Source organism: Pseudomonas sp. T8, assembly GCF_024610635.1.
Taxonomy (GTDB): Bacteria; Pseudomonadota; Gammaproteobacteria; order Pseudomonadales; family Pseudomonadaceae; genus Aquipseudomonas; species Aquipseudomonas chlororaphis_I.
On record NZ_CP102374.1, the window covers coordinates 5,931,703 to 5,950,059 of the forward strand.

At 65.6% G+C, this 18,357-nt stretch carries 14 protein-coding genes and 1 pseudogene; 5 read left to right on the plus strand and 10 right to left on the minus strand.

What is annotated here, in order from left to right; translation table 11 throughout:
- Nucleotides 1-142 precede the first annotated feature (142 nt).
- The 10 genes and pseudogenes from NRG23_RS26980 to gap all read right to left on the minus strand — a co-directional run bounded on the left by NRG23_RS26980 (nucleotide 143) and on the right by gap (nucleotide 11,351).
- Complete coding sequence (locus tag NRG23_RS26980) at nucleotides 143-1,492, minus strand: CoA transferase (RefSeq protein ID WP_124340659.1); 1,350 nt, start codon at nucleotides 1,490-1,492, stop codon at nucleotides 143-145.
- A gap of 199 nt (nucleotides 1,493-1,691) precedes the next feature.
- Nucleotides 1,692-2,447 (minus strand): methyl-accepting chemotaxis protein, encoded by a 756-nt coding sequence (locus NRG23_RS32940; protein WP_371356885.1) that lies wholly within the window; start codon nucleotides 2,445-2,447, stop codon nucleotides 1,692-1,694.
- A 150-nt stretch (nucleotides 2,448-2,597) separates the two neighbouring features.
- Nucleotides 2,598-3,905, minus strand: a pseudogene (locus tag NRG23_RS32945) (chemotaxis protein); the annotation flags it as partial.
- A 144-nt stretch (nucleotides 3,906-4,049) separates the two neighbouring features.
- Nucleotides 4,050-4,451, minus strand: a complete 402-nt coding sequence (locus NRG23_RS26990; RefSeq protein WP_009050415.1) for a YbaN family protein — start codon at nucleotides 4,449-4,451, stop codon at nucleotides 4,050-4,052.
- Nucleotides 4,452-4,587: 136 nt separating this feature from the next.
- Nucleotides 4,588-5,196, minus strand: coding sequence for a biliverdin-producing heme oxygenase (locus tag NRG23_RS26995; protein WP_053269760.1), 609 nt, complete (start codon nucleotides 5,194-5,196; stop codon nucleotides 4,588-4,590).
- Between the two features lie 166 nt (nucleotides 5,197-5,362).
- The gene (locus tag NRG23_RS27000) at nucleotides 5,363-7,951 is read right to left on the minus strand and encodes a TonB-dependent receptor (RefSeq protein WP_124355341.1); all 2,589 of its coding nucleotides are present in this window, start codon (nucleotides 7,949-7,951) and stop codon (nucleotides 5,363-5,365) included.
- A gap of 122 nt (nucleotides 7,952-8,073) precedes the next feature.
- Nucleotides 8,074-9,057 carry a FecR domain-containing protein gene (locus NRG23_RS27005; protein ID WP_103331515.1) on the minus strand — a complete coding sequence of 328 codons (984 nt, stop codon included), beginning with the start codon at nucleotides 9,055-9,057 and terminating at the stop codon, nucleotides 8,074-8,076.
- Between the two features lie 104 nt (nucleotides 9,058-9,161).
- Complete coding sequence (locus tag NRG23_RS27010; RefSeq protein WP_009050411.1) at nucleotides 9,162-9,680, minus strand: RNA polymerase sigma factor; 519 nt, start codon at nucleotides 9,678-9,680, stop codon at nucleotides 9,162-9,164.
- A gap of 72 nt (nucleotides 9,681-9,752) precedes the next feature.
- Nucleotides 9,753-10,217 (minus strand): methylglyoxal synthase, encoded by a 465-nt coding sequence (locus tag NRG23_RS27015; RefSeq protein ID WP_009050410.1) that lies wholly within the window; start codon nucleotides 10,215-10,217, stop codon nucleotides 9,753-9,755.
- A gap of 129 nt (nucleotides 10,218-10,346) precedes the next feature.
- Nucleotides 10,347-11,351 (minus strand): type I glyceraldehyde-3-phosphate dehydrogenase, encoded by a 1,005-nt coding sequence (gene gap, locus NRG23_RS27020; protein WP_009050409.1) that lies wholly within the window; start codon nucleotides 11,349-11,351, stop codon nucleotides 10,347-10,349.
- A 223-nt stretch (nucleotides 11,352-11,574) separates the two neighbouring features.
- Between gap and edd the strand changes: the two genes are divergently transcribed.
- The 5 genes from edd (at nucleotide 11,575) to NRG23_RS27045 (ending at nucleotide 18,332) form a co-directional block, all read left to right on the plus strand.
- Nucleotides 11,575-13,401 carry a phosphogluconate dehydratase gene (gene edd / locus NRG23_RS27025; RefSeq protein WP_009045235.1) on the plus strand — a complete coding sequence of 609 codons (1,827 nt, stop codon included), beginning with the start codon at nucleotides 11,575-11,577 and terminating at the stop codon, nucleotides 13,399-13,401.
- The gene (locus tag NRG23_RS27030; RefSeq protein WP_028683212.1) at nucleotides 13,398-14,354 is read left to right on the plus strand and encodes a glucokinase; all 957 of its coding nucleotides are present in this window, start codon (nucleotides 13,398-13,400) and stop codon (nucleotides 14,352-14,354) included. Before edd ends, NRG23_RS27030 begins: the two co-directional genes overlap by 4 nt.
- A gap of 283 nt (nucleotides 14,355-14,637) precedes the next feature.
- Entirely contained in the window at nucleotides 14,638-15,369 is a 732-nt protein-coding gene (locus tag NRG23_RS27035; protein ID WP_007926317.1) for a response regulator, read from the plus strand.
- Nucleotides 15,359-16,828: an ATP-binding protein gene (locus NRG23_RS27040; RefSeq protein ID WP_023966798.1), complete on the plus strand. Its 1,470-nt coding sequence runs from the start codon at nucleotides 15,359-15,361 to the stop codon at nucleotides 16,826-16,828. Before NRG23_RS27035 ends, NRG23_RS27040 begins: the two co-directional genes overlap by 11 nt.
- A gap of 244 nt (nucleotides 16,829-17,072) precedes the next feature.
- Complete coding sequence (locus NRG23_RS27045) at nucleotides 17,073-18,332, plus strand: AGE family epimerase/isomerase (protein ID WP_257372953.1); 1,260 nt, start codon at nucleotides 17,073-17,075, stop codon at nucleotides 18,330-18,332.
- Nucleotides 18,333-18,357: the final 25 nt, after the last annotated feature.

Genomic DNA, 18,357 nt, shown 5'->3' on the forward strand with positions numbered 1-18,357 from the left:
AGGCTGCGATCGGCTGCGCAGCGGCCGTAAATCAGGCGGCGCGTTACGTCATTCATACCGCATGCGCAGGCTTGGCGAGGACTACGTCCTCGATCGCAGCCTCGCGGTGCTCGGCAGCGGCTACAGGTTACGCGTTACAGGCTCACCATTTCGGGCGATGGGCGCCCAGGTCGCTGGCGGGGTAGGCCCATTGCAGGGGCGTGCCGCTGATCTGCAGGGGCACTTGCAGGCGATGGGCCGGGCCCCAGGAGGTCTGCTCCACCAGCAATCCCTGGTCGTCCTGGTCTTCGGCGCGCAAGGCGGGCTCGGCGCTGCCAGGGGCGTGCTCGATCAACAGCTTGGCGGTCCGCGCCAGCGACAGCCGTGCGCTGCCGACGGCCCCGGTTTTCAGTCGTTCGTTCAGGGTGCGGATCGCGGCGGCGGCCATCAGGTAGCCGGTGGCGTGGTCCAGGGCCTGCACCGGCAGCGGTACCGGTTTTTCGGCCTGCTGCCAGCGCTGGCCGGCCTCGGCAATGCCGCTGCTCATCTGCACCAGGCTGTCGAAGCCACGGCGGTTCTGCCAGGGGCCGCTCCAGCCATAGGCGTTCAGGCACACATCGATCAGCCCCGGGGCGAGGCGCTGGCGCTCGGCTGCGCCGTAGCCGAGGCGTTCCAGGGCATCGGCGCGGTAGCCGTGCAGCAGCAGGTCGGCTTCCCCCAGCAGGCTTTCGAAGACCTGGCGATCGGCGGCGTCGTGCAGGTTCAGGCGGGCGCAGCGTTTGCCCAGGGTGACTTCCGGGACCACGCCGGGCTCGTTCCACTCCGGCGGGTCGATGCGCAGCACGTCGGCGCCCAGCCCGGCCAGAAAGCGGCTGGCGATGGGGCCGGCCAGCACCCGGGTCAGGTCCAGCACCTTGATCCCGGCCAGGGGGCGTGACAGCGACCCGCGCCAGGGCTGCGCGGCGTCTGCACCTTGCTTCACGTAGTGCACCAGGGGCTCGGCATTCACGGCCTGCCCCTGGGGATGGGCTTGCCACTCGGCCCAGCTGCGCATTTCGGCGGCGCAGCCACCTGCCTCGACCACCGCCTGCTCCAGGTCGCTCTTGTTCCACTGCGCAACCTTGGCGGCCATGGCCGGCCGGTCCGCGACCCGGCCGAGTACCTGTTCGGCCGCCTGGCGATGATGGGGCGCATTGGTGTGCAGGCGAATCCAGCCGTCCTGGGTGGCGTAGTCGCCGGCGACCGGGTCCCACAGCGGCGGCACGCTCCAGCCCAGCGGCCGCAGGGAGGTGGCGAACCAGAAGGAGGCCAGGCGTCGGTCGACGCTCAGGGTGGGCATGCGCCCGGTCTGGTTGAACAGCAGCCCGGCCGCCGCCTGGCCGGCCGCGGCGATGCTGGCGCTGGCCAGTTCGGTCACGGCGAAGGCCGAGGGCAGGGCGCCGCTCGAGGTCAAGGCAATCGGGGTAAGAGGCAAGCCAAGCGCGGCTTGAACAGACGACAGCACATCGGTCATTGCAGGCCCTCCGCAAGAGAGGGGGCAGCATAAATCAAAAAAGTGAAGCGCCGCAGCCCCGTGACGGAGCAAGAACTATCTGTAGGAGCGAGCTTGCTCGCGATGGTCGTCAACGATGGCGCGCACTCACTGGCTCAATGCGGCGCGCTCCGGTTCATCGCGAGCAAGCTTCGCTCCTACAGTCCTACAGAGGCGAGGATCAGACCCGGAACTGGTCCATCAGCTTCATCTGCTGGGTGGTCAGGGCGTTGAGCTGGCTGCTGACCTGGGCCGATTCGGTGGCCTGCTCGGTGAGGGATTCGGTCACGCTGCGGATCGCCGAGACGTTGCGGTTGACCTCTTCGGCCACCGCGCTCTGCTGTTCGGCGGCGCTGGCGATCTGCAGGTTCATGTCGCTGATCACCGTGACCGCGTCGCTGATCTTGCCCAGGGCCTGCACCGCTTGCTGGATCTGCCCGGCGTTGCTCTGGGCCTGGGCCTGGCTCGAATGCATGGTCGCCACCACGCCCCGGGTGCCGCTCTGGATGCGCTCGATCACCACGCGGATTTCTTCCACCGAATCCTGGGTGCGCTTGGCCAGGTTGCGCACCTCGTCGGCGACCACCGCGAAGCCGCGGCCGCTTTCCCCGGCGCGCGCCGCCTCGATGGCGGCGTTGAGGGCCAGCAGGTTGGTCTGTTCGGCGATGCTGCGGATCACTTCCAGCACCGAGCCGATCTGTTCGCTGTTGACCGCCAGGGCCTCGACCTCGACCACTGCCTTGCTGACTTCCTCGGCCAGGGTGCTGATGTCGCGGGTGCTGCGCTCGATGATGGTCATGCCGTCCTTGGCCGACTGGTCGGCGCCACGGGCGGCGTTGGCGGCGTTCGAGGCACTGTTGGCGACGTCGTGGGCGGTGGCGCTCATTTCATTGGACGCGGTGGCCACCTGGTCGATTTCGCGGAACTGCACCTGCATGCCTTCGCTGGTCTGGCGGGCGATCTCCGAGGACTGGTCGGCGGTGCCGCGGGCGTCGGTGATGCTCTGCTTGATCTGCGCGATGGTCGGTTGCAGCTTGTCGAGGAAGCGGTTGAACCAGCTCACCAGCTCGCCCAGTTCGTCTTGCTTGCTGTACTTCAGGCGCTGGGTCAGGTCGCCGTCGCCGCTGGCGATTTCCTTGAGCATCTGCGCGACGCTGTTGATCGGCCGGGTCACGCCGGAGGCGGTCAGCCAGATCAGCAGCAGGCCGATCACGCCGGCGACCGCCGCCACCAGCAGGGACACCAGGGTGCCCTGGGCCTGGGCGTCGTCGAGCACGCTCTGGAGTTTCACGGTGTCGGCCAGCAGCACCTGCTCCGGCAGGTCGATCACCACGCCCCAGGGGCGGGCGTCGGCGATCGGGCTGACCGGATACACGGCGCGGATCAGGTCGCCCTGCTTGAGGATTTTCGGGGTATTGCCAGCCAGCAGTTGCAGCACATCCTTGCCTTCTGCGCCGAGGGTGTCGGCGATGCCCTTGCCGACCTTGGCCGCATCGTTGCTGTAGGCGGCGAGGATACCGCTGCCGGCGACGATCAGCATGTGCCCGGCACCGTCGAACAGCCCGCTCTGGGACTCGGCGGCCGCGGCCTGCAGGGCATCCAGGGCGATGTCCACGCCGACCACGCCTATGACTTTGCCGTCGACGATCAGCGGCAGAGAGATGGTGGTCATCAGCATCAGCTTGCCGCCCACGGTGTCGGCGTACGGGTCCAGCAGGCAGGTGCGCTTGCTGTCGCGCGGGCAGGTGTACCAACTGTTGTAGGGGGTGCCGCTGACGCTCAGGGTGGTCTTGTTCATGTCCTCTTCGACCATCACCGTGTTCAGCCCGGTGCCGCCGGCACGGCTCCAGTAGCTGGCGAAGCGCCCGGCTTCGTTGGAGGCATGGCCGGCGTCGTTGGCGAACTCGCTGTCCTTGCCGTCGAGGGCGTTGGGCTCATAGGCGAGCCAGATGCCCAGCACCTTGGTGTTGCGTTCGAAGGCGGTTTTCAGGCTGTGGTTGAGTTCTTCGCGCAGCGTCGCGGCGTCCAGCGAACGCTTGCCGGCCATGGCCCGCAGGTCGTTGATCTGGTCGGCCAGGGCGGTGATCACCAGCAGGCTCTCGCCAAAGGTTTTCTGCACCCGCACCGCCTGCTCGGCGGCCCGGGCCTGCAGCAGGTTCTGCACGCTGTCGGTGAGCATTCGCGAGCTGGAACTGCTGACCAGTTGATCGTTCTGGTTGGTCTGGTAGATGTTCATCCCGACGATCAGGCCCACCACGCCGAGCAGGCAGAGTCCGGACAACAGCACGATTTTCAGGCGAATGGACAGAGAGTCGAACATGGGGCGATCTCGCGAATGGATAGGAGGTGAGCGGTGAGTCGGATGACTCCGGTCGCCAAGTCCATTCAGCGCCATGCCCGGAACATCGGCTTGAGCGGCATTTGCCTGAGAAAAAGCCGACGAGCGGTCATGTGTTTGACATAAACAGGGAGGAGGGAGGTTTCGCCGCAGGGCCTGTCGCGAGCAACCGAGCGTCGGCCGGCTGCTCTGGCCGAGGAATCAGGAGGCCTGGGCCAGGGCTTCCGGGCGCGACCAGATCCACAGGTTGCCCAGGCCCATGCCGGCCAGCGCCAGGTACAGGGTCCAGTGATGAGTGAGCAGGCTCAGCATCAGGCCGGCGCACAGCAGCATGCTGACGGTGGCGCTGATCTTGGCCCGGCGGCTGATGATCCGACCGTTGCGCCAGTTGCTCAGGATAGGGCCGAACAGGCGGTGGTTTTCCATCCAGGCGCTCAGGCGTGGCGAGCTTTTGGTCGCGGCCCAGGCGGCGAGGAGCACGAATTCGGTGGTCGGCAGGCCGGGCACGACGATGGCGATCAGGCCGATGGCCAGGCTGACGTAAGCCAGGCAACCGAAGAACAGGCGGGAGGCCTTGGACGGGGATCGGGTTGTGCCGGTCATGGGTTCGATGATGAGGTGACGAGCATGGGGCTCAATCCACAAAGGGTGGGAAAAACGGCTGGCGCCAGCAGGTTCGTTCCTGCAGCGGGCGTGAGTCTACGCCTTCAATGCAGGAACGAGCGCGCCGGCGAAAAAATCAGGCCAGTTCAGGCGCCGTGTCGTAGGCCTTTTCCAGCAGCACGGTAAAACGGTTGAAGGCATCCAGTGCGCCCTTTTCCGCCGCGGCTTCTTCTTCGGCGCTGAATGCCAGGCCGTCGAGGGTGCGGGTGAAGGACTTCCAGCCTTCGGCGCGACCGCCGGCCGGCTCGCCCAGGTGCCGGGCACCGAAGGTTTCGCCGAGGCCCAGGCCCACCGCACGCTTGATCAGGAACGCCGCGCCCAGCTTGGAGCCTTCGGAGACGAACAGCCAGCCCAGGGCTTCGGCCTTGCTCGGGTTCTGCACCGCGCCCGCCACCGGGGCCGGGACTTCGGTTTCCAGATCCGCCAGGTCGGCCTTGGCCGCTTCGGCACGGCAACGCTCTGCCAGGTCCGGGATGATGGCGATCAGCGCCGGGTCGTTGTAGAGGGCGACCAGTTCGGATTGGAACAGGTACTGGGCGACGACGAAGCGGGCAAAGCTGCTGGCGCTTTCGAACGGCGCGTGGGCCTTGACCAGGGCGTCGAGCCTGGCATGGGGTTCGTGGGTGATCTGGTTCAGGCGCTGGGAGCGCAGGCTCGGGCGCTGTGGGGAATCCTGGGTGGTCATGACAATGTCCTTGGGATGTGAAAATGAGAGCTACTGAAAATGAGAGCTACTGAAAACGAGAGCTGCTGAAAATGAGAAGCACTTGCTAACTAGACGAACAAGAAGACGCGGCACAGTAAAAAATCCTCACTGCGCTCCATCGAAAAGCGCAGTGAGGTAGACCGGATCAGATGTCCCAGATCAGGTTGACCGCGAAGTTGCGACCCGGCTGGGTCAGGCGGTCGAGGTTGGCCGGGCTGAGCACCGCGGCTTCGCCGACGCTGTCGTAGCCGCGCACGTCGTCCCACAGCCAGTACTTCTTGTCGGCCAGGTTGTAGATGCCGGCGCTGACGGTGACATCGTCGCTGACCTTGTAGAAACCGGTCAGGTCGAGCACGCCGTAGCCCGGGGTCTTGAACTGGCTGCTGGTGCCATCCGGGGTCTTGAAGCTGCTGCTGTCGACGCGGTCTTTCTTCTTGACCAGGGTCCAGCTGAGCAGGGCGCCGTAGTGGTCCTGGTCGTAGCCCAGGCCGAACACGCCGGTCAGCGGGTTGACCGCGTTCAAGGGTTCGCCGGTGTCGTTGTTGCGACCGTAGGCGTAGGCCACCGAACCCTGGGTGTACAGGCCCTGCGGCGCGCCCAGGGTGTCGAGGTTGAGCCGGCCTTTGACTTCCACGCCCTTGATGGTGGCGTGCTTGATGTTGTTGCTCTGGAACGTCAGCTCGTCGTAGCCCGGGGTCACCGCGTCTTCGTTGATGAAGTCGCGGTACTTGTTATAGAACACCGCCACGTCGAAGTTGCCGGACTCGAAGTTGCCGCGCAGGCCGGTTTCATAGCTCTGGCTTTTCTCCGGCTTGAGGTTCGAGTTCGGCGCCACGCGGTAGCCCGTGGTGGTGTTCTCGAAGCGGCCGTACAGCGCCTTGGCGGTCGGGGTGCGGAAACCTTCGGCGTACTGGCCGTACCAGGTGTACTGGTCGGTCAGGGCGTAGGTCAGGCCGAACTTGGGCGATACCCGGTGCCAGGTCTTGTTCTCGTCGCTCACTTCACCCTGGCCATCGGCGGCCACGGTGTTGAGGAACTCCTGGGTGATGTGCGGCTTGAGCTGGGTGTAGTCGTAGCGCAGGCCCGGCAGGAAGGTCCACTTGTTCCAGCTGATCTGGTCCTGGGCGAACAGGCTGTAGGTGTTGATGGTCGGGTCCGGGAAGTCGCTGGACTTCTTCAGCACGTCGGACGGGCTGATGGCGCCGACCGCCGTGCAACCGCGACCGACCGCCAGGCAGGTACCGCTGCCGCTGCGCGAGCCAGTGACCTTTTCCTGCTTGATAGTGGTGCCGTAGGTCAGCAGGTGCTCGGTTTCGCCGATGGCGAAGGCCTTGTCGGCCTGGGCGTCGAAGACCCACTGCTTCTCCTGGTAGAGGGTTTCGCGGCTGCGCATGACGTTGCGGGTGAACGGGAAGTAGTTTTCCAGGGTGCTCTGGTCGGTCTTGGCGATCTGGTAGTTGAGGCTCCACTTCACGTGATCGGCCAGCAGGCTATCGAGGGCGAAACGGTTGTCCAGGCCGAAACGTTCGCGGGTGATGGTGTCGTTACCAGTGCGCGAGCGGTACATGCCCAACGGCTGGCCGGCGTTGAACGGGCCGCCCACGGCGCTCTTCTGGTTGGTGTCGCGGTCGTCCTTGTACTTCTCGTAGGTCAGGCCCAGGCGCGCGTCGTCGGCATAGTTCCAGCCGGCCTTGGCCAGCACATTGGTGGTGCGCACGTCTTCCGGGTTGGCGGCGGTGCGCGCCAGGCCGGTGCTGTTGTTGCTGCCGTAGGAGTCGGTTTCGTGGCCGTCGCGCTGGCTGAAGTGCAGCAGGCCGTCGAATTGGCCGCTGCGTCCGGCCACGGTGGCGGATTTCAGCCAGCTGTCGTCGGCCGAGCTGTAGCCGGTCTTCAGGCGGGCGCCGACGTCTTTGCCGGGCTTGATGATGTCGTCCGGGTCGAGGGTGAAGTAGCTGACCGCGCCGCCGATGGCGTTGCTGCCGTACAGCACCGACGCCGGGCCGCGGAGGATCTCCACGCGCTTGATGATTTCCGGGTCGACGTAGTTGCGCTGGGTCTTGGCATAGGGGCCGTTGAAGAAGCCGTTGGGAATCTCCACGCCGTCGACCTGAGTCAGGATGCGGTCGCCGTCGATGCCGCGGATGTTGTAGCCGCTGATACCACCACGCTGGCCGGCGCCGCCGACCGAAACGCCTGGCTCGTAGCGCACCAGCTCTTTGATGGTGTTGACGTTGTTGCGGTCCAGGTCCTGGCGGTCATGCACGGTCACGGTGCTGGGCACGCTGTTGACGTCCTGCTCCTGGCGCGTGGCGCTGATGGTCACCTGTTGCAGGGTCAGGGCGCCGCCGCTGGTGCGCTTTTCCAGGACGATGTTGTTGGCGCCGAGCTTGCGGTAGCTCAGGTTGGTGCCCATCAGCAGGCGGTCCAGGGCTTTTTCCGGCGGCAGCGAGCCGCGCACGCCCGGGGACGCGATGCCTTCGCCCAGTTCCGCCGACAGGCCGACCTGCCAACCGGTGACGGCGCTAAAGGCGTTCAGCGCCGACACCAGCGGCTGCTGGTCGATGGCGAAGCTGTAGTCGCCCATGTTGCGCGCCGGTTGGCTGGTGGCGGTGGCGGCCATGACCGGCGCGGCCCCGGCCAGCAGGATGGCGGCAGTCAGCAGGGACAGCGTGCAGTTCTGCAGGCGGGCCTGGCGGGAAGATGAAGAGGACCGGCTGTTGAGGCGAGAGGACATCGATAGCGCTCCGTGTCGCACGAATCTTTATAGGTGCTGATTCGGCATATTTAATGCGAATCAATTGCATTGGCTATAACGAGACGAACGACCGACAGCGATCGCGTAAAAATAAATGCGTGCTAGTTGAGAATCACCAGCGCAGGGAACTCCTGCAGGCGCGCCGAGGTGATGTGAGCCAGGGAGCGCACCACGTCCAGCGGCTGGTCGAGACGGTAATTACCGGTAACCGCGACATCGGCCAGGCGCTCGTTGTTGTTGACGATCCAGCCCGGGTAATACCGGCGCAACTCGGCCAGCACCTGGTTCAGCGGGCAGTTCTCGAACACCAGCCGGCCCTGGACCCAGGCCAGGTCCTTGTCGAGGTCGAGCTTGGCCGGGCGGTCGAAACCGTTGGGGCCGATGCGGATGCTTTCGCCGGCCGACAGGCGCACCCGGGCATCGTCGTGGGTGGCGCGCAGGTCGACATCGCCACGCTGTACCCGCACCTGGGCCACGCCGTCCAGGTAACGCACGGCGAAGGCGGTGTCGCGCACGCTGGCGCGTACCGGGCCGGCGTCGAGTTCCAGCGGCTGGCCGCGGCTGGCGGGGATCTCGAAGAAGGCTTCGCCCTGGTACAGGCGGGCCACGCGCTGGCGCTCGTCGATGGTGCTGGAGAAGGCCGAATTGGTGTTGAGCAGGACTTTCGAGCCGTCCTCCAGTTGCAGGCGCTGGCGCTCGCCGACCACGGTCAGGTGATCGGCCTGCAGGCGCAGTGGCAGGTTGCTGAAACTGAACAGGCCGAGGATCAGCACCGCCGCCACCGCCAGGGGCCGCCAGTGCGGACGCAGGCGCGACAGCACACTGACCTTGGTTTTTTGGGTGTCCAGGCTTTGCGCGCAGCGCACCACTTGCGGACCGTTCCAGATCGCCTGGGCCTTGTCGAAGGCTGCGCTGTGCAGGGGCGAGGCGTTCAGCCAGTCATGGAATTGCCGGGCCTGCTCGGGGCTCGGGCTCTCCAGCAGGATCAGCCAGTCCAGGGCCTGGTCCATGGCTTGATCCGCGGCGCAGGGGGTGGATGTTTCCCCGTCCTGGGCGGTCGGCTGGGTGCGGTGGGTGTCCGTCACGGGGGTTCCTCGGCTGTGTCTGTGCACGGCTGTTTTTTAGATGGAGAGCGCAGGGGCGGTCAAGGGTAGCAAAGGGCTGCGGCCGACGCCCGCCCGGCTGGGCCTCAATGACCGTTCAAGCGCTCGGCGACGCCGATGCAGATGGCCATGATCAGCTTCAGTTCCTTTTGCACGGTGCTCTGGGAGACCTCGAGCTTCTCGGCGATCTCCAGGTAGCTGTGGCCGTGCAGGCGGCTGAGGATAAAGATCTGCTGTTGGCGCGGGCTGAGTTGGGCAAGGCTCATGTTCAGGCGTTCCAGCAACTGTTCGGCATGGGCGGCATCCTCGGCGCTGCTCAGGGGCGCGGCCACGCTTTCGACCACGTCCAGCGGCACGTCTTCGAGCAGGGTGCGGGCCTGGATGCGGCGCGCGCGCAGGTGGTCGAGCGCCAGGTTGCGGGCGGTCTGGAAGACGAAGGGTTCGAGGTGGTCGATGGCCCGTTCGCTCAGGGCCCGGGTCACGCGCAGGTAGGTTTCCTGCAACAGGTCCTCGGCGGTGCTGGGGTTGTTGACCATCCGCTCCAGCGTGCGCAGCAGTGAAACGCGCTGGGTGAGAAAGACGTGATTGAAGCGGGATTGGCTCACAACAGGACCTGGCTGATTTTTCAGCGGATGATAATGCTTATCATCTACGTTGGCGGTCAAGCCCTGAGTGAATCATCGACGCCCTGAGAGGTACGCCGGGTAGTCCGGAATCCGGTAGCTGTGCGCCTGCTCCATCAGCGGGCTGCTGAGCAGGTAGTCGGCGCTGCATTCGTTGCAGGCCACGGGAATGTTCCAGACCGCCGCGACCCGTAGCAGGGCCTTGATGTCCGGATCGTGGGGCTGGGGTTCGAAGGGGTCCCAGAAGAACACCAGCATGTCCACCCGCTGCTCGGCGATTCGCGCGCCGAGCTGCTGGTCGCCGCCCAGGGGGCCGCTGATCATGCTTTCCACCGGCAGGCCCAGGCGCTGGTGCAGCAGCTGGCCGGTGGTGCCAGTGGCCAGCAGAGCGTGCTCGGCGAGCTTGTCTTTCTGCCGCTCGGCCCAGTCCAGGAGGAAACTCTTGCAGTGGTCGTGGGCCACCAGGGCGATGCGCTTGCGCGCCGCCATGCTGGCCTGGGTGAAGCTGATACCGATCATCGGTGGCGGCTCCTGGAGGGAGGAAATCTGCAGGAGCTGCCGAGGCTGCGATCTTTGCGCGCTTGAACCTCGAATGTGAAGATCAAAAGATCGCAGCCTGCGGCAGCTCCCGCGTCGCAGGCCGTGGGCTTACTCGGCGCTGCACAGGGCCAGGCAGTTATCCAGCATGCGGTTGGAGAAGCCCCACTCGTTGTCGTACCAGGCCAGTACCTTGAGCAGCTTGCCGCCGCTGACCTTGGTGTGATTGGCGTCGAAGATCGACGACAGCGGGTTGTGGTTGAAGTCGCTGGAGACCAGCGGCAGGCTGTTGTAGCCCAGGATCTTCGAGTGCTGGCTGGCGCTCTTGAGCAGGGCGTTGACCTCCTCGGCAGTGGTGTTGCGCTTGAGCTGCACGGTCAGGTCCACCAGCGATACGTTGATCACCGGCACCCGCACCGCCATGCCGGTCAGCTTGCCCGCCAGTTCCGGCAGCACCAGGCCCACGGCTTCGGCCGCGCCGGTCTTGCTCGGGATCATGTTCTGGGTGGCCGAACGGGCGCGGTACGGATCGCTGTGGTAGACGTCGGTCAGGTTCTGGTCGTTGGTGTAGGCGTGGATGGTGGTCATCAGCCCGCTTTCGATGCCCAGCTCGCGGTTCAGCACCTGGGCCACTGGCGCCAGGCAGTTGGTGGTGCACGAAGCGTTGGAAATGATCTGGTGCGACTGGCGCAGAATGTCGTGGTTCACGCCATACACCACGGTGGCGTCGGCGCCTTTGGCCGGGGCGGAAATGATCACTTTGCGGGCGCCGGCGCTGAGATGGGCGGCGGCCTTGGCACGGTCGGTGAACAGACCGGTGCATTCGAATACGACGTCGATCTTCTCGGCGGCCCAGGGCAGTTCGGCCGGATTGCGGATGGCGCTGACGGCGATCCGGTCGCCGTTGACGGTCAGGCTTTCCTGATCGTGCTGCACGTCGGCATCGAAAGTGCCGTGGACGGTGTCGTATTTGAGCAGGTGGGCATTGATCGAACTATCACCCAGATCGTTGATGGCGACGATCTGCAGATCCTGGCGATAGCCTTGGGTATAAAGTGCGCGCAGGACGTTACGGCCGATACGGCCAAAACCATTGATTGCGATTCGTAGAGTCATTAGAAAAGCGCCTGCCGTAGTTTTGTTGTTGGAATTACAAGATTATTCGCAAAAAAATAGAAAACAAGCCTTTTTGGTGGCAATATTTTGTTTTATCTACAACGAGTGACCTGAATCAACTGGTCCAAATGGTCAAGAAACCCTCTGCCATCCCCTGTGCCGCGGGCGTTTTGATCAGCATAGACAAACAGGTCGCCACATCCGTTAGCCTGGAGTTCTACACATGCATCCCCGCGTTCTTGAGGTCACCGAACGGCTTGTCGCCCGCAGTCGCGCCACTCGCGAGGCTTACCTCGCCCTGATCCGCGGCGCCGCCAGCGATGGCCCGCAACGGGGCAAGCTGCAGTGTGCGAACTTCGCCCACGGCGTTGCCGGCTGCGGCTCGGAAGACAAGCACAGCCTGCGCATGATGAATGCCGCCAACGTGGCGATTGTTTCGTCATATAACGACATGCTCTCGGCGCACCAGCCGTACGAGCACTTTCCCGAACAGATCAAGAAGGCCCTGCGCGAGATGGGCTCGGTCGGCCAGTTCGCCGGCGGCACCCCCGCCATGTGCGATGGCGTGACCCAGGGCGAGGCCGGCATGGAGCTGAGCCTGCCGAGCCGCGAGGTGATCGCGCTGTCCACCGCGGTGGCCTTGTCCCACAACATGTTCGACGCCGCGCTGATGCTCGGCATCTGCGACAAGATCGTCCCGGGCCTGATGATGGGCGCGTTGCGCTTCGGCCACCTGCCGACCATCTTCGTCCCGGGCGGGCCGATGCCGTCGGGCATTTCCAACAAGGAAAAGGCCGACGTGCGCCAGCGTTACGCCGAAGGCAAGGCGACCCGCGAAGAGCTGCTGGAATCGGAGATGAAGTCCTACCACAGCCCGGGTACCTGCACCTTCTACGGCACCGCCAACACCAACCAGCTGCTGATGGAAGTCATGGGCCTGCACTTGCCGGGCGCGTCCTTCGTCAACCCCTACACGCCACTGCGCGACGCCCTGACCCATGAGGCGGCGCAGCAGGTCACCCGCCTGACCAAGCAGAGCGGCAACTTCACGCCTATCGGCGAGATCGTCGACGAGCGTTCGCTGGTCAACTCCATCGTTGCCCTGCACGCCACCGGCGGTTCGACCAACCACACCCTGCACATGCCGGCGATTGCCCAGGCCGCGGGCATCCAGCTGACCTGGCAGGACATGGCCGACCTGTCCGAGGTGGTGCCGACCCTGTCCCACGTCTATCCGAACGGCAAGGCCGACATCAACCACTTCCAGGCGGCGGGCGGCATGGCGTTCCTGATCCGCGAACTGCTGGAAGCCGGCCTGCTCCACGAAGACGTCAACACCGTGGCCGGCCGTGGCCTGAGCCGCTACACCCAGGAACCGTTCCTGGACAACGGCAAGCTGGTGTGGCGCGACGGCCCGATCGAAAGCCTCGACGAAAACATCCTGCGTCCGGTGGCCCGCGCGTTCTCGCCGGAAGGCGGCCTGCGGGTGATGGAAGGCAACCTCGGTCGCGGGGTGATGAAAGTCTCCGCCGTGGCGCTGCAGCACCAGATCGTCGAAGCGCCGGCGGTGGTGTTCCAGGACCAGCAGGACCTGGCCGATGCGTTCAAGGCTGGCGAGCTGGAGAAAGACTTCGTGGCGGTGATGCGCTTCCAGGGCCCGCGCTCCAACGGCATGCCGGAACTGCACAAGATGACGCCGTTCCTCGGCGTGTTGCAGGACCGTGGCTTCAAGGTCGCGCTGGTCACCGACGGGCGCATGTCCGGGGCCTCGGGCAAGATCCCGGCGGCGATCCACGTCAGCCCTGAAGCCCAGGTCGGCGGGGCGCTGGCACGGGTGCGCGACGGCGACATCATTCGCGTGGATGGCGTAAAGGGCACGCTGGAGCTTAAGGTAGACGCCGATGAATTCGCTGCCCGCGAACCGGCCAAGGGCCTGCTGGGTAACAACGTCGGCAGCGGCCGCGAATTGTTCGGTTTCATGCGCATGGCCTTCAGCTCGGCGGAGCAGGGCGCCAGCGCCTTTACCTCTGCCCTGGAGAACCTTAAGTGAAGCTAGCGCTGGTCGGTGACATTGGTGGAACCAATGCGCGTTTTGCGTTGTGGAAAGACCAGCGCCTGGAGTCGATCCAGGTGCTGGCGACGGCGGACCACGCCAGCCCGGAAGAAGCCATCGGCGTATACCTGGGCGGCCTCGGCCTGGCGCCGGGTTCGATCGGCGCGGTGTGCCTGTCGGTGGCCGGTCCGGTCGGCGGCGACGAATTTCGTTTTACCAACAACCACTGGCGCCTGAGCCGCAAGGCCTTCTGCCAGACCCTGCAGGTCGATGAGCTGCTGCTGGTCAATGACTTCTCGGCCATGGCCCTGGGCATGACCCGCCTGCAACCGGGCGAGTTCCGGGTGGTCTGCGAAGGCACTCCCGAGCCGCTGCGCCCGGCGGTAGTGATCGGGCCGGGTACCGGCCTGGGCGTCGGCACGCTGCTGGACCTGGGCGAAGGCCGCTGGGCCGCCTTGCCGGGCGAGGGCGGGCATGTCGACCTGCCGTTGAGCAGCCCGCGGGAAACCCAGTTGTGGCAGCACATTTACAGTGAGATCGGCCATGTCAGCGCCGAGACCGCGCTCAGCGGCGGCGGTTTGCCCCGGTTGTACCGGGCGATCTGCGCGGTGGACGGGCATGAGCCGGTGCTCGATACCCCGGAAGCCATCACTGCGGCGGGCCTGGCCGGCGACCCCATCGCCCTGGAAGTGCTCGAGCAGTTCTGCTGCTGGCTGGGCCGGGTGGCGGGCAACAACGTGCTGACCACCGGCGGGCGCGGTGGCGTGTACATCGTCGGCGGGGTAATCCCGCGGTTCGCCGACTTTTTCGTCGAAAGCGGTTTCGCCCGTTGTTTTGCCGACAAGGGCTGCATGAGCGATTACTTCAAGGGCATTCCGGTATGGCTGGTGACGGCGCCGTACTCGGGCCTGACCGGTGCCGGGGTGGCGCTCGAGCAGGCGTTTGCCTGATCGAACGTATGGGGCTTGTCGCAAGCAGGCTTCGCTCGGGTTTCGTGTTGGTACGCTGCTTCTGTAGCCGCTGCCGAGCGAGCGAGGCTGCGACCGGCCGCGAAGCGGACGTAAACCGGGCCCCCCGTTCTTTCTGGCAAACCCTGTGTTCAGGTTTTGCGAGGACTTCGTCCTCGATCGCAGCCTCGCAGGCTCGGCAGCGGCTACAGAGCCTTGGTGTCTACGTTTTGTTGATCGGTAAGGCATAATTCGGCCCCATTCATAACAACAAAGGACGGCCCGCGTGAGTTCAGTCAGTAAGTCGATCTTGTTGGTTGATGACGATCAGGAAATCCGCGAGCTGCTGGAGACCTACCTCAGTCGCGCCGGCTTCCAGGTCCGCAGCACGCCCAACGGCGCCGGTTTTCGCCAAGCGCTGAACGAGGCGCCGAGCGACCTGGTGATTCTGGATGTGATGCTGCCGGACGAAGACGGTTTCAGCCTGTGCCGCTGGATCCGCCAGCACCCGCGGGTCGGCCAGGTGCCGATCATCATGCTCACCGCCAGCTCCGACGAAGCCGACCGGGTCATCGGCCTGGAACTGGGTGCCGACGATTACCTGGGCAAACCCTTCAGCCCTCGCGAATTGCAGGCGCGGATCAAGGCCCTGTTGCGCCGCGCGCAGTTCGGCCAGGAACGGGCCGGCGGCGAGGTGCTGTGCTTCGACGAGTGGCGCCTGGACATGGTCAGCCACCGCCTGTTCCACAACGACGGCGAGGAAGTGATCCTCTCCGGCGCCGACTTCGCCCTGCTCAAGCTGTTCCTCGATCACCCCCAGGAAATCCTCGACCGCGACACCATCGGCAATGCCACCCGCGGGCGCGAACTGATGCCCCTGGACCGCATCGTCGACATGGCGGTCAGCCGCCTGCGCCAACGCCTGCGCGACACCGAGAAGCCGCCGCGGCTGATCCGCACCGTGCGCGGCAGCGGTTATCAATTGGCAGCCAATGTGGTTGCCGGCAATGCTCACTGAGTGGCCGCGCAAGTTGCTGGCGCGGGTGCCGGTACCGCGTTCGCTGCTGGGCCGGATGTTGCTGCTGACGCTGCTGGCGGTGTTGTTCGCGCAAACCTTGTCCAGCGTGATCTGGGTTTCCCAGCTGCGCGCCACCCAGCTCGAAGGCCTGGTCACCAGCGCCCGCAGCCTGGCCCATTCGATGACCGCCAGCGTCAGCTACTTTCGTTCGCTGCCGGTGGCGTACCGGCCGCTGGTGCTCGACCAGTTGCGCAGCATGGGCGGCACCCGTTTTGTCGTGACCCTCAACGACAAGCCGCTGGGCATGGAAGTGCTGCCCATCACGCCGCGCAAGCAGGCGGTGCTCAAGGCGGTCGACGAAGTGCTGCGCCAGTCCCTGGGCAACGACGCCTATATTTCGGTGACCTTCGTCAGCCCCGAGGACCTGCGGATTTTCAACGGCGGCCTGAAGCTCGATGAGTTGCCGCGCTCCTGGGCCCACTACGCCCTGACCCTGGAGCCGGTGAACCCACCGGTGCTGGTCACCCAGATCCAGATGGCGCCGGGCGAATGGTTGTACATCGCCTCGTTGTTGCCCGAGCCCTACACCAGCCTCGAAGAACAGGGGCTGCCGGCGCAGCAGGTGTGGTTCATCGTGCTCACCAGCGGTTTCCTGCTGCTGTTCATCGGCCTGCTGGTGCATTGGCAGAGCCGGCCACTCAAGCGCCTGGCGCGGGCCGCGCGGGACATGTCACTGGGCGCCGATGTGCAGCCGGTGGCCGAAGGCGGCGGCAGCGAAGTGGTGGAGGTCGGCCGGGCCTTCAATGCCATGCGCGAGCGCATCAGCCGTTACCTGACCGAGCGCAGCCAGCTGTTCAGTGCGATTTCCCACGACCTGCGCACGCCCATCACCCGCCTGCGGCTGCGGGTCGAACTGCTGGAAGACGAGCAGTTGCAAAGCAAGTTCGGCCGCGACCTGGATGAGCTGGAGCTGCTGGTCAAGGGCGCGCTGCAGTGCGTCAAGGACACCGACATCCACGAGAACATCGAGCCGGTGGACCTCAACCAGGTGCTCGACTGCCTGGTGGAGCCTTACCTGGCGCCCAATGGCAACGGCCGAGTGACCCAGCAGGGGCGGGCGCTGGCGCCGTATCCGGGCAAGCCCCTGGCGCTCAAGCGCTGCATGGGCAACCTGATCGACAACGCGCTGAAGTACGGGCAGAACGCCCACCTGCACATCGACGACGATGCCAACGCGTTCATCCTGCACGTCGACGACGAAGGCCCGGGCGTGCCGGAGCAGCGCCTGGAGCAGGTGTTCGAGCCGCACTTCCGCCTGTCCGGCCAGCAGCAGGGCTACGGCCTGGGCCTGGGCATCGCGCGCAACATCGCCCACAGCCATGGCGGCGAGGTGAGCCTGCAGAACCTGCGCGAAGGCGGTTTGCGCGTGACCCTGTACCTGCCGCGTTCCATGGATTGATGCCCCTGTAGCCGCTGGCGAAGCCTGCGATCGGCCGCGTAGCGGTCGTAAAATTTCATGCCGCGCTTGGCTGTATGACCGAGGCGCCAGTTTTGCGAGCCCTGCGGTCTCGAGCGCAGCCTGCGGCAGCGGCTACAGGGAGTTTTGTCACGGCTTGGTGACATTTCCTGTGACCTTCGTTACCTGCCCGCGCGAACCCGTTGTTTAGACTCAAGGCCCTGATAAAAACAACAACAGGTCCGCCATGAACCCTATTCCCCTGACGTTCAGCAGCTGGCTGAACGCTCCTGCCCATCATCAATGGCTGGCCGCCGAAGGCCAGCGCCTGCTGGGTTTCGCCCGCGCGGCCCGGCTGCCCGAAGGCTTCGGCGACCTGGACGAACGCGGGCGCCTGCCGAGCGGTGCCCGGGCCGGCACCATGAACACCGCGCGCATAACCCACAGTTTCGCCATGGCCCATATCCAGGGCATTCCCGGCTACGCCGCGCTGGTGGACCACGGTATCGCCGCGCTCAACGGCGCGCTGCGCGATGGCGAATACGGCGGCTGGTTCGCCACTCCCGGACATAGCGACGGCAACAGCGGCAAGGCCGCGTACCTGCATGCCTTCGTCGCCCTGGCGGCGAGTTCCGCGGTGGTGGCCGCGCGCCCCGGCGCCGAGGCCTTGCTGGCGGAGGCGATCCGGGTCATCGAAAGGCATTTCTGGAGCGAGGAGGAGGGCGCGATGCGCGAGTCCTTCAACCGCGACTGGAGCGGCGAGGAGGCCTATCGCGGCGCCAACAGCAACATGCACGCCACCGAGGCGTTCCTCGCCCTGGCCGATGTCACCCAGGACCCGCGCTGGCTCAACCGCGCCCTGCACATTGTCGAGCGGGTCATCCATCAGCATGCCGCCGCTGGCGATTACCGGGTCATCGAGCATTTCGACCGGCAGTGGCAGCCGCTGCCGGATTACAACCAGGAACATCCGGCCGACGGTTTCCGCCCTTATGGCACCACCCCCGGGCACGCTTTCGAGTGGGCTCGCCTGCTGCTGCACCTCGAAGCCGCGCGTTGCCAGGCCGGCATGCTCAGCCCCGGCTGGCTGCTGCTGGATGCCCAGAAGCTGTTCGAAACCGCCTGCCGTGACGCCTGGGACGTCGATGGCGCGCCGGGCATTGTCTACACCCTGGACTGGCAGCAGCGCCCCGTGGTGCGCCAGCGCCTGCACTGGACCCACGCCGAGGCCGCGGCGGCGGCCAGCGCCTTGCTGCAACGCACCGGGGAAGCGCAGTACGAAACCTGGTATCGGCGCTTCTGGGAGTTCACTGCCGAGCATTTCATCGACCCGCTGCACGGCAGCTGGCACCACGAGCTGGACAGCAACAACAGGCCCAGCGCCGAGATCTGGGCCGGCAAGCCGGACCTGTATCACGCCTGGCAGGCGGTGCTGATTCCGCGCCTGCCTTTGGCGCCGAGCATGGCATCGGCGCTGGCCGAAGTGTCTAGACTGCAGGTTGTGTAACCATGTGGTGACATTCGCGCATCCC